This window comes from Saccharothrix texasensis (genome assembly GCF_003752005.1).
In the GTDB taxonomy this organism is placed as follows: Bacteria; Actinomycetota; Actinomycetes; order Mycobacteriales; family Pseudonocardiaceae; genus Actinosynnema; species Actinosynnema texasense.
This window is the reverse complement of sequence record NZ_RJKM01000001.1, coordinates 4,632,676-4,647,458: the sequence shown is the minus strand read 5'-3', so window position 1 is coordinate 4,647,458 and position 14,783 is coordinate 4,632,676. Positions and strand designations below refer to the sequence as shown.

14 protein-coding genes are annotated in these 14,783 nt (G+C 72.3%); 10 read left to right on the top strand and 4 right to left on the bottom strand.

Annotated elements, in window-relative coordinates; translation table 11 throughout:
• Positions 1-99: 99 nt before the first annotated feature.
• A complete protein-coding gene (locus EDD40_RS19795) occupies positions 100-3,324 on the bottom strand; it encodes a penicillin acylase family protein (protein ID WP_123744239.1) in 3,225 nt (1,074 codons plus the stop codon).
• Positions 3,325-3,469: 145 nt separating this feature from the next.
• Here EDD40_RS19795 and EDD40_RS19790 point away from each other — a divergent pair, with 145 nt between their 5' ends.
• Positions 3,470-4,099, top strand: a complete 630-nt coding sequence (locus EDD40_RS19790) for a peptidoglycan recognition protein family protein (RefSeq protein WP_246037739.1) — start codon at positions 3,470-3,472, stop codon at positions 4,097-4,099.
• Between the two features lie 141 nt (positions 4,100-4,240).
• A complete protein-coding gene (locus EDD40_RS19785) occupies positions 4,241-4,888 on the top strand; it encodes a response regulator (protein ID WP_053719266.1) in 648 nt (215 codons plus the stop codon).
• Between the two features lie 336 nt (positions 4,889-5,224).
• On the opposite strand, the gene EDD40_RS19780 is transcribed toward EDD40_RS19785, so the two are convergent.
• A complete protein-coding gene (locus EDD40_RS19780) occupies positions 5,225-6,745 on the bottom strand; it encodes a GGDEF domain-containing protein (protein ID WP_123744237.1) in 1,521 nt (506 codons plus the stop codon).
• A gap of 73 nt (positions 6,746-6,818) precedes the next feature.
• Positions 6,819-7,451: a 5,6-dimethylbenzimidazole synthase gene (bluB, locus tag EDD40_RS19775; protein WP_123744236.1), complete on the bottom strand. Its 633-nt coding sequence runs from the start codon at positions 7,449-7,451 to the stop codon at positions 6,819-6,821.
• A gap of 84 nt (positions 7,452-7,535) precedes the next feature.
• Here bluB and EDD40_RS19770 point away from each other — a divergent pair, with 84 nt between their 5' ends.
• Entirely contained in the window at positions 7,536-7,856 is a 321-nt protein-coding gene (locus EDD40_RS19770; RefSeq protein ID WP_123744235.1) for a hypothetical protein, read from the top strand.
• A 67-nt stretch (positions 7,857-7,923) separates the two neighbouring features.
• The gene (locus EDD40_RS19765; RefSeq protein WP_123744234.1) at positions 7,924-8,979 is read left to right on the top strand and encodes a MerR family transcriptional regulator; all 1,056 of its coding nucleotides are present in this window, start codon (positions 7,924-7,926) and stop codon (positions 8,977-8,979) included.
• On the opposite strand, the gene EDD40_RS19760 is transcribed toward EDD40_RS19765, so the two are convergent.
• Positions 8,976-9,629 carry a histidine phosphatase family protein gene (locus EDD40_RS19760; protein ID WP_123748150.1) on the bottom strand — a complete coding sequence of 218 codons (654 nt, stop codon included), beginning with the start codon at positions 9,627-9,629 and terminating at the stop codon, positions 8,976-8,978. The genes EDD40_RS19765 and EDD40_RS19760 overlap by 4 nt on opposite strands.
• Positions 9,630-9,683: 54 nt before the next feature.
• Here EDD40_RS19760 and EDD40_RS19755 point away from each other — a divergent pair, with 54 nt between their 5' ends.
• From EDD40_RS19755 to EDD40_RS19730, 6 genes are read left to right on the top strand one after another with little or no spacing between them, the layout of a single operon-like run.
• Positions 9,684-10,004 (top strand): EthD family reductase, encoded by a 321-nt coding sequence (locus EDD40_RS19755; protein ID WP_123744233.1) that lies wholly within the window; start codon positions 9,684-9,686, stop codon positions 10,002-10,004.
• Positions 10,001-10,834, top strand: coding sequence for a 3-hydroxyacyl-CoA dehydrogenase family protein (locus EDD40_RS19750; RefSeq protein ID WP_123744232.1), 834 nt, complete (start codon positions 10,001-10,003; stop codon positions 10,832-10,834). The genes EDD40_RS19755 and EDD40_RS19750 overlap by 4 nt, the downstream gene beginning before the upstream one ends.
• Positions 10,835-10,843: 9 nt before the next feature.
• Positions 10,844-11,974: a GNAT family N-acetyltransferase gene (locus EDD40_RS19745; protein ID WP_123744231.1), complete on the top strand. Its 1,131-nt coding sequence runs from the start codon at positions 10,844-10,846 to the stop codon at positions 11,972-11,974.
• A 21-nt stretch (positions 11,975-11,995) separates the two neighbouring features.
• On the top strand, positions 11,996-12,610 hold the full coding sequence (locus EDD40_RS19740; RefSeq protein WP_123744230.1) for a trimeric intracellular cation channel family protein: 615 nt from the start codon (positions 11,996-11,998) through the stop codon (positions 12,608-12,610).
• 58 nt (positions 12,611-12,668) lie between these two features.
• Positions 12,669-13,358, top strand: a complete 690-nt coding sequence (locus EDD40_RS19735; RefSeq protein ID WP_123744229.1) for a response regulator transcription factor — start codon at positions 12,669-12,671, stop codon at positions 13,356-13,358.
• A complete protein-coding gene (locus EDD40_RS19730) occupies positions 13,355-14,749 on the top strand; it encodes a sensor histidine kinase (protein ID WP_123744228.1) in 1,395 nt (464 codons plus the stop codon). Before EDD40_RS19735 ends, EDD40_RS19730 begins: the two co-directional genes overlap by 4 nt.
• Positions 14,750-14,783: the final 34 nt, after the last annotated feature.

The following is a 14,783-nucleotide window of genomic DNA, read 5'->3' as shown; positions in this document are numbered from 1 at the left end:
CGGTGGGGATCGCCGGTGAGCGGAGAGCGGCTGGTCGGGCCCGGAACAGCGGAAGACCCCGGTCCCTGGGGGTGGACCGGGGTCTTCCTGTGGGCCGGTCTACTGGACGTAGACCTCAAGTTCGTAAATCGAGTATCCGTAACCAGTGGCTCGTTGGATACCCGTCATTCGTACGAATCGTGCCGCATCGGGTGGGAACGACGCAAGATCCCGGCCACCATCTCCCGCGGAAGTCGTGTAGGCGGTCCGCCACGTGCTGCCGTCGACGGACAGCTCTATGCGATACGCCTTGGCATAGGCCGCTTCCCACGACAGCACGACCCGGCCGACGGTGCGCGTCGCGCCGAGGTCGACCTGCACCCACTGCTGGTCCGACCAGTCGCTGGCCCAGCGGGTGTCCGCCTTGCCGTCCACCGCGTTCGAGGGCGGCGAGCTGTACCAGCCGCGCTCGTGGCTGCTGGCGGTCGCCGTGGCGCCGGTGGCGAGGTTCGCCAGGCTCGTGCCGCGACGGGACGGGAACTGCACGACCTGCTGGTAGGTGGGCCGGTTCTGCCAGTGCACCTTGTCGTGCGTGATGCCGCCCATGGCGCGGTGGATGATGGTGTCGGCGCACCACTGGTCGCCTGCCGCGCACGAGTCGTCGCCGGGGTAGACGGTGGTCGCCGGGGTCGCCGCCGCCGCGGTCAGCGCGTCGAGCAGCGCCTGCCGGCAGGCCGCCACGTTCCCGTTGCCGCAGTAGCGGGCGCCCAGGGCGCCGTCCACGCGGTCGCCGAGCACGGCGCGCAGGTCCTTGTCGACGTAGCTCCACCAGCCGTTCTGGAACGACGAACCCTTGTGCGGAGCCGCGCCGTGGGTGTCCGACGGCGGCTCGTCGATCTGGACGGCCCGGGTGAGCTGCCCGTAGAGGGCGTCGCCGAGACCGGGCTTGAACTGCGCCTCGACCAGGCGCGGCCACCACGCGTCGAGCAACCGGATGGCGTCGGCGTGCGCGTAGGTCTTGCTGCCGCGCGAAGTCTCCTTGCGCAGCGAGCCGGCCCGGTTCCACTCGCGGAGCCTCGTCACGGTGGCGGCGAGGGCGGGATCGGCGACCGGCGCGGTGTCGATCACGCGGAGGAGGTCGGGCAGGACCTGCTCGGCGCGGAGGTCGGCGACGCCCGCTTCGGCCATGGCCTGGGTGAGGGAGGTCCGGGTGACCTTGCCGCGGGCGATGAGCGCGCGCACCCGGTCGTCCAGCAGGTCGCCGCGGTGCACCGAGCCCATGCCGTAACCGGACGCGGAGTAGTCGAGCGACTGCTTGTTGTTCCAGCTGATGTAGTAGTCCTGGTTGACGGAGTTCGGGTGCTGCGCGAACGGCGTGTAGGCGGCCGTGTTGCGGTCGGCGTTCCAGCCCCCCCACTCGTACGCGGCTTCGGCCTTCACCGGCAGGTGCGGGTCGACGGTGGCCTTGCGCACGGGGTTCGCGCCGGAGTTGAAGTACGCGGTGTCGCGAGAGTCCACGTAGAACCAGTTGAACGCGTACCCGACGTGCTCGGCGGCCCGCTGGAAGTCGGCGGCCGACTTGATCGCGTCGGGGTCGTTGAACTCCTGGAAGCCGATGATCGAGTCGACCTCGTGCAGGTAGGTGGAGCGGAGCGAGGTGTAGGCGACGAACTTGCCGTCGACCTTGGCGCGGCTCTGCACGAGCCCGTACTTGGTGCGGTGCATGACGAGCGCGTACGAGCCGGCGGGGGTCGGGTCCGCGACGCTGGGTTTCCAGGAGTTCTTGCGCTCCAGGCGTTCCATCGGCAGGCACTGGCCGTGGTAGCGGTAGTGCGCGGAGGTGGCGGTGGCCGGTGCGCCGGAGGGCTCGCACAGCTCGACGGCGTAGGTGTCGGTGATGTCCTGCCCGGCGGACGTCGCGCTCCACGAGTAGTCCACGCCGCGACCGAGCTGCACGTACATCGACACGCCGGCGAAGGACACGCCGCGCGACCGCAGGCCCGGACCGTTCAGCTCCTGGAGCATGAGCAGCTGCGGGGCGAAGTAGCCGGTCTGCGGACCCCAGACGGCGACCGGGTTGCCGGTGTCGGTGTGCGCGCCGGACACGACCAGCGCGTTGGACATGCCGTGCTTCTTGGTCAGCAGGTCGCGCGGCAGCACGCCGTCGGCGAAGAGGCCTTCGAGCGGCTTGAGGTCCGCCGGCGTGTCCACTGTGGAGGTGGCGGTCGAGGTCTGGTCGAACACCATCGGTTCGGGTGTCACGACGCCGCCGTCCGGCAGCGCCACGCCCTGGGGCGAGGTCGGCGTCGTCGCGTACGGGAAGCGCTGGCCGTTGTGCAGGGTGAGCACCGCTTCGGGGTCGTTCTGCTCGCGGAACGAGCGCCACACCTGGTCGCCGGCGGCAGCGCCGTACTTGTTCTGGGCGGCCAGCTTGACCAGCGCGTTCTGCACCTCGCCACCGCCGCCGGCGCCGAAGAGGCCGCCGACCACGGCGGCGATCGCGACCAGGTCGGTCGGCTGGAACGGCGTGATGTCGTTCCAGTTGGTGATCGCGTCGGCGTGCCCGGTCAGCACGTACTCGCCGGGGAACGTCCGGCTGTTCACGGAGGCGGTGATGTAGGCGTTGATGCCCGCGATGTAGTCCTTGACGTCCTGGAACGCCTGCGCGCCGCGCGGCCCCTGCGCCGCGACCTGGTCGATCTGCGCCTGGAGGTCGGCCTCGGTGTAGGGGATCTGGTTGTAGAAGCTCTGCTCCAGCGCCCGGTTGCCCTCGGCGCCGCCCGCGAACCCGGACAGCTGGCCGCGGCCGAGGTGGCGGAACAGGTCCATCAGCCAGAGCCGGTCCTGCGCGGCGGCGTAACCGGCGCCGAACTCGGTGCCGGACCGGGTGGTCCCGTAGATGTGCGGCATGCCGATGGCCTTGTCGCGGACGATCGTGACGTCGGCGCGCGGCTTGATCGTGCTCTCGACCTGGTCGGCCGGGACGCCGAAGGAGGCGTCGTTGAAGAACGTGCCCAGCTGCTCGTTGGTCAGGCCGCCGTAGCCGGAGACGAGCGAGTCGTAGCGGCCGAGCTGGTCGGCGGAGTGCGCGGGACGGGTGCCGAGCGCGCGGTGGGCCAGGATCTCGGTGAGGGTGGCGTTGCCGTTCTGGCCGGGCGGCAGCACGTCGTGGCACTGGCCGAGGCAGTGGTCGTCGGGGGTGAACGCGGAGGCGCGGACCTCGGCGGCGGTTCTGGTCTCGGCGGGCGCGGCGGTGGCGGTGGTGGCGCCGGTGGTGGCGGGGACGGTGGTGGCCGCGGCGGCGAGGAGTGCGACCACGGCTAGCGATCGGGCGGCTCTCCGCATGACGCGAAGCTCCTTCCAGGCAGGGATCGTGTGACGCACGTTACTGGCTGGTCATCGATTCGCGAAAGACCTTCGCGTTTGGGCTGCGCCGGACGGGTGTGGGGCCTTGACGTGGTGATGAGGTATTGGGAAAACAGTTCACATGATGCGACGTCGATCGCTGCTCACCGGTCTCGCCGGCGCGGGGGTGCTCGTTGGTCTGGGCTCCTCGCCCGCGCTCGGCTCACCCGTCCTGCCCATCCGCAGCTGCGCCGACTGGGGCGCGCGGCCGCCGTCGCAGCCGACGAGCGTTGTGAACGAACGGCCGGTGCGCATCCTCATCCACCACACCGCGTCGGCGAACGTCACCGACTACTCGCAGGCCGCGGCCTACGCCAACGCCCGGTGGATCCAGAACCTCCACATGGACACGAACGGCTGGATCGACTCCGGCCAGCACTTCACCAACAGCCGCGGCGGGTTCCTCATGGAAGGCAGGCACGGCAGCCTGGCGGCGCTGCGCGCCGGTGACCGGGTCGTGGTCGGCGCGCACTGTCCCGGCCAGAACACCGCGGCCATCGGAATCGAGAACGAAGGCCTCTACATGGACGTGGAGCCGCCCAAGTTGCAGTGGGACTCGCTGGTGTCGTTCTGCGTGTACACGTGCGAGCAGTACGGCATCCCGCCGTCGGCGATCCAGGGCCACCGGGACTACCGCGACACCCTCTGCCCGGGCGACAAGCTCTACGCCCTGCTGCCACGGCTGCGACAGGAAGTCGCGCAGGTCCTGGGCTGACCCCGCCCATCCCCTGGCAACTGTGAACAGGCTGAACCCGCGTCCTCCCGTGGTGAGATAACGGGGAATTAACGTCAGCTCGCGTGTTCGTGCACGAGGCTGGGCGGGTACGAGCACGAAACGCCAACGCGGGGAGGCGTCGTGATCAAGGTGATGCTGGCCGATGACGAAGACCTCGTCCGGTCCGGCCTTCGCATGATCCTCAGCAGCGCAGGCGACATGGAGGTCGTGGCCGAGTGTGACGACGGGCACCTGGTGGCCGACCTGGCACGCCGGCACCGCCCGCACGTCGTGCTGCTGGACATCCGGATGCGGTCGTCCGACGGGTTGATGGCGCTGCGCAGGCTGCGCGCCATTCCCGACCCGCCGAAGATCGCCATGCTGACCACGTTCGACGTGGACGAGTACGTCTCCGAGGCGCTGCGGTTGGGCGCTTCGGGATTCCTGCTCAAGGACACCGAACCGGAACAGCTGGTGCGGGCTGTGCGCGACCTCGCCGTGGGTGGCGCGGTGCTCGACCCCGGTGTGGCGGCACGGGTTTTGGCGGCGGTCGCCGACGGCGAACGGGCGGCCGAGCCCGCCCGGCGGCTGCTCGCCTCGCTGTCCGAACGGGAGCGCGAGGTGTTGGTCCTCATCGGACAGGGCATGTCGAACGCGGAGATCGGCGGGACGCTGCACCTGTCCGAGGCGACGGTCAAGGGGTACGTGTCGTCGGTGTTGGGCAAGATCGGTGCGGTGAACCGGGTTCAGGCGGCGTTGGTGGCGTTCCGGGGCGGCCTGATCGCGTGAGTCCTACGTTCGCGATGCGCGTGTCCTACGTTCGGAACGCGTGAGTCCTACGTTGGGGATGCGTGAGTCCTACGTTCGGGATGGCTGAGTTGAACGCTCGGGGCTCGGTGGTCGGGTCCGGCGCGATTTGACATGGGGCCCTTACGGGCGCTCCAGGCAGGCCAAAGCCGGGCAGGCCTGGCGGGAAGAGCGTCCGCCAAGCCTGTCCGGCTTCGACCAGCCTAAAGCACCCGAACCCATGTCAAATCGGGCCTCGGTGGGGATGTGGCGGGTCCGTTGGGGGCGGGTTGGTTGTGGGCGGGTTGGTTGGGGGCGGGGTGGGTGGTTATGGGGTGGTCAGTTGCCGGAGATGGCTTCCGGGGTGGTCGGGGTGAGGTGGGGTTCGACTTCGACGCGGTTGCGGCCGTGGCGTTTGGCGCGGTAGAGGGCCATGTCGGCGGCGGCGAAGAGGTGGTCCAGGGTGGCTGGGCCGGCGGCCACGCCGATGCTCACGGTGGGGTGGCAGGCGGTGCCCAGGACGACGGTCCAGTCGTGGTTGTCCACGGCGGCACGGATGCGTTCGGCGACGGTCGGGCCCACTTCGAGGGTGTTGCCGTCGGCGGCGCCGAGCAGGACCACGAACTCGTCGCCCGCCCAGCGGGCGACCAGGTCGGCGGCACGGCACTCGCGGCGGAGGAGTTGGGCGATCTCGCGCAGGGTGGCGTCGCCCGCGGCGTGGCCGGCGTCGTCGTTGACGCCCTTGAAGCGGTCGACGTCGACGAGGACGAGCCAGGGCACGCGGCCCCGGGCGGCGGTGCTCTCCAGCAGGCCGGCGGCGGCCCGTTCCAGGCCGAGGCGGTTGGCCAGGCCGGTGAGGGGGTCGCGGGCGGCGGCTTCCTGGGCGGCGACGGCCAGGCGTTGCGCCTGCACGGCGACGCGACGTTGTTCGAGCGCCTGGCCGAGTCCTTCTTGGAGGGTCTCGGTGGCGGTGCGGCTCGCGGCCACCGAGCAGCGCAGCGCGGTGGCCTCGCCGACGTGGTCGCCCATCTCGGCGCAGATGTCGGCCAGGTCCAGGGAGAACCGCAGCAGCAGGGACGGGTCGTTGATGGACTCCGAGGCGGCGACCGCGCGGCTCGCCAGGGTGCGGGCCCGGACCAGGTCGCCTTGCTCCCGCCGGACCACCGCGAGGACCCAGCAGGCGACGGCGGACGCCCACTTGTCGCCGGCCCCCTCGGCTTGGCGCAGCGCCTCCTGGGCGTGCTCCTCGGCTTGGTCCAACTCGCCGACGCCGGCCAGCGAACGGCTGTACGCGGCCAGCAGGGCGCGGCGCATGTGCTTCTCTTCGACCAGGTCGAGGCCTTCTCTGAGGTAGCCCCGGGCTTCTTCGAAGATCGCCGGGGCGCGGTCGGGCGGTGAGGAGATCGCGCGGAAGTTCAAAGTGCCGCCCAAGCCTTGCAGGCAGTGGCCCAGGATCTCGACGGCCCCCGGTGAGCGCTCGGCGGCGCGACGGGCCACCTGGACGGACAGGCGCAGCATGTCCACGGCGGCACGGCGGTTGCCGATGCCCTCCAGCAGGTAGGCGAGGGCGTGCATCGCCTGGGCGGCGGCCGGGTTGTCGTCGTGCTCGCCGTCGAGGTCGGTCCAGCCCTCGGCGGCCAGTTCGAGGGCCAGCGGGATGCGGCCGAGGCGCCAGGCGAGCTTGGCGCGGTCGACCAGGACGGCGGAGCGCTGCCAGCGGTCGACGCCAGGTGGCACCCGGCTCACCACCTGGTCGAACAGGGTGTTGGCCTCGGCCAGGCGGCCGGCGTTCAGCAACGCCTTGACCTCGAGGTCGAGTTGCGGGGCCTGCCCGGCTACCGGCCGATCTCGCTGCTCCACTCGTGCTGACACTCCATTCCGACTCGGCGCTGCGGTACGCGGGACCGCTCGCCGCCGGCACGGCTACCACAGGCTACCGGCCGGAACGGCGGGTGTACCGCTCCTCGTGCAGCACTGCCTCCAAGGGCAGGCGGTTGCGCCAGCCGTGCCGTTCCAGGTCCGGGGTGTCCGGCAGGCCCTCGACCGGCCCGACGCACAGCCACGCCACCGGGCGCAGGGGCTGGGGGATGTCGAGCATCCGGCGGAGCACGTCCTCCCGGTAGAAGCTGACCCAGCCGACGCCGAGGCCCTCGGCGGTGGCGGCCAGCCACAGGTTCTGGATCGCCAGGCACACCGAGTAGAGGCCGGCGTCGGCGATGGCGTGCCTGCCGAGCACGGCGGGCGAGCCGCGGTCGGGGTCGTAGGTGACGACCACGCCGACCGTGGACTCCATGATCCCCTCGACCTTGATCCGGGCGAACAGCTCGGCCTGCCGGGGGTCCAGTCCGGAGGCGAAGACGCTGCGCTCGGCGTGGACGTGGTCGCGGAACGCGCGGCGGGTGTGCTCGTCGCGCACGAGGATGAAGTCCCACGGCTGGGACAGGCCCACGCTGGGCGCGGCGTGCGCTGCGCTGAGCACCCGGCGCAGCACGTCCGGCGGGATCGGGGCGCCGGTGAACTCGCCCCTGGTGTCCCTCCGGCGGTGCAGGACGTCGTAGAAGCTCATTCGGACGATCGTGCCTCACGCCTTCCGGTGAACCTGACCGGAAGTGGGTGGCGTGCGTCTCAGCCGGGCGTTGAATGGCCGGTCATGGTCGGAACGGTGCACGGGTCCGCGCTGGGTTTCGCGGGTGGGGTGGTGGTGACCGCGCTGGCGGGGAGCTGGCCGGTGTTCGCCCTGCTCCTGCTGGTTGTGGTGGTGGTCGTGGTCTCGTGGTGGACGACGGTGTTCGGCGCGGCGTTGACCGCGGTGCAGTGCTGGGGCCTGTACGGGAGCTTCGTGGTCGGTGACGAGGGCCACCTGGTGGCGGACTGGCCGGCGTTGGCGGTGCTGGCGGTGGCGGGCACGGTGTCGCTCAGCGGGCTGGTGCGGGACCGGTCCGCGTCCCTGGTGGATCCCACGACCGGTTGACCTTCACCCTGGGTGAAGCCGCACGGTGGTCCTGGTCGGGCCGGGCGGCCCGGCTGGGGGAGGGGTCGTGGAGCTGCTGACGATCGGCGCGTTCGCACGGGCGGTCCGGCTGTCGCCGAAGGCGTTGCGGCTCTACGACGAGCTGGGGCTGCTGACGCCCGCCCGGGTGGACCCGCTGTCGGGGTACCGGCTGTACTCGCCGGACCAGGTCGAGCGGGCTCGGCTGGTGGCGTGGCTGCGCCGGCTCGGGATGCCGCTGGCCCGCATCCGAGGGGTGTGCGAGCTGGCGCCGGCGGACGCCGCGGCCGAGGTGCGCGCCTACTGGGCGCAGGTCGAAGCCGACACCGCGGCCCGCCGGGGCCTCGCCTCCTCCCTCGTGGAGCGACTCACCGGGAAGGACACCACCACCATGACGCTCGCGCTTCGCTACGCGCTGAGGACCGACCAGGGGCTCGTCCGCGAGTCGAACCAGGACGTCGGCTACGCGGGGCAGCGGCTGCTGGCCGTGGCCGACGGGTTCGGCGCGCGGGGGGAACCGCTCAGCTCGATGGCCATCGACACGCTCGCCGCGCTGGACACCGCCATCCCGGCCGGCGAGCTGCTCAACGCGTTGGCGGACGCCGTGCGGCAGGCGGGCACGGCGGTGCGGGAGTACCTGTCGGCCAACCCCACCGACGAGTGCAGCGGCACGACGTTGACCGCGTTGGTGCTGTCCGGGTCGCGGCTGGGCCTGGTGCACGTCGGTGACGCGCGGGTCTACCTGCTGCGCGGCGGCCGGCTGTTCCGCATCACGCACGACCACACGGCCGTGCAGTCGTTGATCGCGGAGGGCCGGCTGACCGAGGAGGAGGCGGTCAGCCACCCGCAGCGGTCGCTGCTGGTGCGCGCCCTGCACGGCGAGGCGGTGGAGCCGGACCTGGCGCTGCACGACGCCCTGCCCGGTGACCGGTACCTGCTGTGCTCCGACGGCCTGCACACCGTGGTGCCGGAGGAGGAGCTGCGGCGGGTGCTGGTGTCGGAGGACGAGCCGGAGGAGGCGACGCGGCGGTTGGTCGGGCTGGCCAACGCCGGCGGCGGACCGGACAACGTGGTGTGCGTGGTCGCGGACGTGGTGCCGGGCTAGCCGATCGGTCCCTGGGTCTCGCCGTCCGGGGACGCCCGCCACTGGTCGAACGGCCGGTCCAGGCGCCACTGCGAACCGTCGTGGGTCAGGACCCGGTGCTCGCAGGTCTCCAGGTTCGACAGGGACTCGAACAGCTCGATGCTCCACCCGAACAGCCGGCGGCACAGCAGCCGGATGGTGAGGCCGTGCGAGACGACCAGCGCCGTGGCCGGGTGGGCCGGGTCCCGCATCCGGGTCTCCAGGTCGGTCAGGAACGCGGCCAGGCGGTCGTCCACGTCCGCGCCGGACTCGCCGTTGGGCAGCCGGAAGAAGAAGTGGCCGAACGCGTGCCGCTGGTGCTTGAGCACCTCCTGCCGCACCGGGTCCTGGAGGTTGCCCCAGTCCTGCTCGCGCAACCTCGGCTCGGCCACCGTGCGCTCCTGCTGGTGGCCGAGTTCGAGGTTGCGCAAGGTGGCCCTGGTCCGCACGTACGGGCTGACGTAGACCGCCGCCGGGTCGCCGTCGAGGAGGTCCTTGATCCGCGGCCCGGCGTCGCGGGCCTGTTGTTCGCCCAGCCCGGTCAGCGGGAGGGCGTGGTCGGGGACGCGGCAGTAGGCCAGCTCGTCGACGTTGCCCAGGCTCTGCCCGTGGCGCAGCAGGATGATCCGCACCACTCCATGGTGCCGGTGTTACATTCGCAGGCGAAACCGGACGGAAGGTGTCACATGGTCAAGTACGTCGCCCTGTACCGGAAACCTGCCGACGTCGAGGCGTTCGACGAGGCCTACTTCACGTCCCACCTGCCGTTGGTGGAGAAGACACCGGGTCTGCTGCGGGCCGAGGTGGCGAAGGTGACCCGCGTCTTCGTGCCCGGTTTCCTCGGCGAGCACGAGCTGCACATCGTGGCCGAGATGCACTTCGAGTCCGCCGAGGCCATGAAAGCGGCCTTCGGGTCGCCGGAGTGGCACGCCGCGGGCGCGAACCTGTCCGAGATCGGCGGCGTCGAGCTGGTGGCGATGTTCGCCGCGGAGGTCGTGGACCGGTGATCGCGGTGGTGATCGGCGGCGGCACGATGGGCGCCGGAGTCGCCCACCTGCTCCTGGCCGGCGGGCACGACGTGGTGCTGGTGGAGGCGGGCGCGGACCGGGCGGCGGCGGCGCGGCGCGCGGTGGAGGCGTCGCTGGCCAAGGCCGCCGACCGCGGCAAGCTGGCCGTGCCGCCCGCCGAGCTGCTGACGCGCCTGACCGTGGCCGAACGGCTCGACACCGGGGTCGGACGCGGCGCGGCGCTCGTGGTCGAGGCCGTGCCCGAGGACCTCGGGCTGAAGCGGCAGGTGCTCGGCGACGCGGCCCGCGCCTGCCCGGACGCGGTGCTGGCGTCGAACACGTCGTCCTTGTCGATCTCGGCGCTGGCCGAGGGGCTGCCGGGCGAGCGGGTGCTGGGGATGCACTTCTTCAACCCCGTGCCCGTGCAGCAGCTCGTCGAGCTGGTGCACCACCCCGGGGTCGCCGCCGACGTGGTGGCGCGGGTCCGCGGCTGGGCCGAGGAGCTGGGCAAGACCGTGATCGAGGTGCGGGACGCGCCGGGGTTCGCCACGTCGCGGCTCGGGGTGGCGGTCGGCATGGAAGCGATCCGGATGCTCGAAGAGGGCGTCGCCTCCGCCGAGGACGTCGACACCGGGATGCGGCTCGGGTACGGGTGGCCCATGGGTCCGCTGCGGCTGACCGACCTGGTCGGGCTGGACGTGCGGCTGGCGATCGCCGAGCACCTCGCGGCCGAGCTGGGCCCGCGCTTCGAGCCGCCGTCGCTGCTGCGGGAGAAGGTCGCGGCGGGTCAGCTCGGCCGGAAGACCGGTCAGGGGTTCTTCACCTGGTAGGGAGGACGCGTGCGGATCCGTGAGCTGACCCCGGACGACGTCGGCGAGGCCGACCGGCTGCGCCGGGTCGCGTTCGGCGGCATCGGCGAGCCGTCGTTGCGGCCCGGCCGGCGAGGCCTGCTGGCCGAGGTGGACGGGCACGTGGCGGGCCTGCTCACGATCAAGGACTTCCACCAGTTCTGGGGCGGCTCGACGGTGCCGATGGGCGGCGTCGGCGGCGTGGCCGTCGACCCCTGGGCGCGGGGGCGCGGGGTGGCCGGCGCGCTGCTCGACGCGGCGTTGCGGGACATGCGGGAACGCGGCCAGGTGGTGTCCGCGCTGTACGCGACCGTGCCCGCGGTGTACCGGTCGCGCGGGTGGGAGCGGTCCGGTGTGTTCGAGTGGCTGGAGTTCCCGCTGGACCGGATGCCCGCCGGCGCGCGCGTGGCCACCCGGCCCCTGGTGGCGGGCGACCTCCCCGCGGTGCGGGCGTGCTACCTGGACGTCGCGTCCACCGTGGACGGGCTCGTGGACCGCAGCCCGCCGACCATCGCCGCCGACGACCTGCTGGACGAGGCCGTGGTGTCGGTGGTGCCCGGCCACGACGGCGAGGTGCGCGGGTACCTGGCGGCCGAGCGCGACGCCGGCGGGCTGCGGGTCCACGACCTCATCGGCCGGGACGCGACGACGCAGCTCGGGCTGCTGCGGGAACTGGGCGGCTGGGCCGGCGTGCTCGACCGGGCGCGGCTGCTGGTCACCGACCCGGCCGTGACCGGCCTGCTGACCAACCAGGCGATCGAGCACACCGTGACCACGTCCGCGTGGCTGCTGCGGGTGGTCGACCTGCCGGCGGCGGTGGCGGCGCGCGGCTGGCCGGCGGCGGCGTGGCTCAAACCCGCCGCCGTGGACCTCGACGTGGTCGACGAGCACGCGCCGTGGCACGCGGGACGTCGCCGCCTGGTGGTGGAGGACGGGTCGGTGCGCGTCGAGGCGGGCGGCAACGGGGCCGTGCGGCTGCACGCGCGTGCGCTCGGGCCGTGGTTCAGCGGGATGCAGGACAGCCACGCGTTGCGCCGGGCCGGGCTGCTCGACGGCGACGGCGCGCTGCTCGACCGGCTGGTCGGCGCGCCCGGCGTGCCGCGACTGGCGGATTACTTCTGACTGCTCCTAACCTGGCCAGCCGTGCTGCTCGCCGCGTTGGAACTGGTCGGGATCGCCGCGTTCGCCGCCTCCGGGGCGGTCGCGGCGGTGGGCGCGCGGCTGGACGTGTTCGGGGTCGTCGTGCTGGGGCTGACCACGGCGCTGGGCGGCGGGATCATCCGGGACGTGCTGCTCGGCGTGCACCCGCCGGCGGCGTTGGTGAGCTGGCCGTACCTGGCGGTCGCCGGTGTCACCGGACTGGTGGTCTTCTGGTTTCACCCGACCGTGGCGAAGCTGTGGCGGGCGGTCCTGCTGCTCGACGCGGTCGGGCTCGGCCTGTTCGTCACCGCGGGCACCACGACGGCGCTCGCGCTCGGCGCGCCGCCCTACGCGGCGTGCCTGGTCGGGATGACCACCGGCATCGGCGGCGGCGCGCTGCGCGACGTGCTGCTGCGGGAGATCCCGCTGGTCCTGCGGCGGGAGATCTACGCGGTCGCGGCGTTGTGCGGGGCGGTGGTGGTGGCGTTCGGCGACTACCTCGAGCTGCCCGCCGTGCCGGTGACGCTGGTCGGGTCGGTGGTCATCGTCGGCTTGCGGCTGCTGGCGCTGTGGCGGCACTGGAACGCCCCGGTGGCCCGCAGCGGTCCGGAAACTTGACGGCAGGCTCACACCGGCTTCTCAGGCGGCTCTCAGGACCAGCGGCAAGACTGACCACATGCGCATCCTCGTTGTCGACGACGACCGGGCCGTGCGTGAGTCGCTCCGTCGCTCACTGCAGTTCAACGGCTACCAGGTGGACCTTGCCGGCGACGGCCAGCAGGCCCTCGAGTCCGTCGTCTCCCAGCGCCCCGACGCCATGGTGCTGGACGTGATGATGCCCCGACTCGACGGGTTGGAGGTGTGCCGCCGGCTGCGCAGCACCGGCGACGACCTGCCCATCCTCGTGCTCACCGCCCGCGACGCGGTGTCCGACCGGGTCTCCGGGCTCGACGCGGGCGCCGACGACTACCTGCCCAAGCCGTTCGCGCTGGAGGAACTGCTGGCCCGGCTGCGCGCGCTGCTGCGCCGAGCGGCGTCCGACGCCGAGGAGCCGGCGGGCGCGGTGCTGCGGTTCGCGGACCTGGAGCTCGACCCGGGCACCCGGGACGTGCGGCGCGGCGAACGGCCGATCAGCCTCACCCGGACCGAGTTCGCCCTGCTGGAGCTGTTCCTGGCGCACCCGAAGCAGGTGCTGACCCGCGGCCGGATCCTGGAGGACGTCTGGGGCTACGACTTCCCCACCTCGGGCAACGCGCTGGAGGTCTACGTCGGCTACCTGCGCCGCAAGACCGAGGCCGAAGGCGAGACCAGGCTGCTGCACACCGTGCGCGGCGTCGGCTACGTGCTGCGGGAGACCCCTCCGTGATCGGTGCCGCCAACGGGCGGCTCCAGCGGGTGTCGCTGCGGGCCCGGGTGACCCTGCTGGCCGCGTTCTGCGTGGCCGGAGCCGTCGCCGTCGTGTCGCTCGGCGCGTACATGACGGTGAGCCAGAACCTGCACGACCAGATGGACGAGAACCTGCGGCAGCGCGCCCAGGCCGCGGTGAACGCGCCGAAGGTCAACAACGACGTCACCGAGATCCCCGGCGCGTTCCTCGCCGCGGGCGACATCCGGATCGGCGTGCTCGACGTGACCGGGCAGATCCTCTACCCGAAGGGCACGGTCGCGCCGCCGACCCAGCCCGCGGACCTCGACGTGGCGCGCGGGTCGCGGCTGGAGAACATCTGGACCGACCTGCGCACCGACTTCCGGGTGATCGCGGTGCCGTACGGCGACGGCCAGGCCATGCTGATCGCGCAGTCCACCAAGCCGTTGAACGTCACCCTGGGCAAGCTGTCCGTGGTCCTGTTCGTGATCAGCGGGCTGGGCGTGCTGGTCGCGGCGGTGGCGGGGACGGCGGTGGCGCGGACCGGCCTGCGGCCCGTGCAGCGGTTGACCGAAGCCACCGAGCGGGTCGCGTTGACCGGCGACCTGCGGCCGATCCCCGTGTCGGGTGACGACGAGCTGGCGCTGCTGTCGCAGCGGTTCAACGCGATGCTGGGCGCGGTGGCGGACTCGCAGGAGCGGCAGCGGCGGCTGGTCGCGGACGCGGGGCACGAGCTGCGGACGCCGTTGACGTCCATGCGCACCAACCTGGAGCTGCTGCTGGCCTCGGAGCGGCCGGACGCGCCCACGTTGTCCGACGAGGACAAGGCGGAGATCAACGCCGACGTGCGGGCGCAGCTCGACGAGCTGACGACGTTGATCGGCGACCTGGTGGAGCTGGCCCGTGAGGACGCGCCGCAGGTCGTGCACGAGCCGGTGGACTTGGTCGAGGTGGTGGAGCGCGCGTTGGACCGCGCCAAGCGCCGTGCGACCGACGTGGACTTCGTGGTGGAAGTGCAGCCGTGGTCGTTGCTGGGCGATTCGAGCGCGCTGGAACGCGCCGTGCTGAACCTGCTGGACAACGCGGTGAAGTTCAGCCCGGCGCGCGGCGTGGTTCGGCTGTCGCTCAAGCAGCTGGGTGACGGCAGCGCCGTGGTGGAGGTGGCCGACTCGGGCCCCGGCATCGCCGACGGCGACCTGCCGCACGTCTTCGAGCGCTTCTACCGCTCGTCCGAGGCCCGCACCCTGCCCGGCTCGGGCCTTGGCCTGGCCATCGTCAAGCAGGTGGCCGAACGCCACGGCGGCCTGGCCTACGTGGGCCGCGCCCCGGAGGGCGGCGCCATGTTCACCATCCGCCTCCCCGGCCGCCCCGCCCCCGTCCCCCACCACTGACCACGCGAGAGTCCAACGCCCAAGCCGCGAGAGT

Excerpts from the sequence above, each read along its gene's own strand:
- EDD40_RS19735 (WP_123744229.1), top strand. The coding sequence starts at position 12,669 with ATGCGCATCCTCGTTGTCGACGACGACCGGGCCGTGCGTGAGTCGCTC.
- EDD40_RS19790 (WP_246037739.1), top strand. The coding sequence starts at position 3,470 with ATGCGACGTCGATCGCTGCTCACCGGTCTCGCCGGCGCGGGGGTGCTC.
- bluB (WP_123744236.1), bottom strand. The coding sequence starts at position 7,451 with ATGAGCTTCTACGACGTCCTGCACCGCCGGAGGGACACCAGGGGCGAG.
- EDD40_RS19770 (WP_123744235.1), top strand. The coding sequence starts at position 7,536 with ATGGTCGGAACGGTGCACGGGTCCGCGCTGGGTTTCGCGGGTGGGGTG.
- EDD40_RS19795 (WP_123744239.1), bottom strand. The coding sequence starts at position 3,324 with ATGCGGAGAGCCGCCCGATCGCTAGCCGTGGTCGCACTCCTCGCCGCC.
- EDD40_RS19755 (WP_123744233.1), top strand. The coding sequence starts at position 9,684 with ATGGTCAAGTACGTCGCCCTGTACCGGAAACCTGCCGACGTCGAGGCG.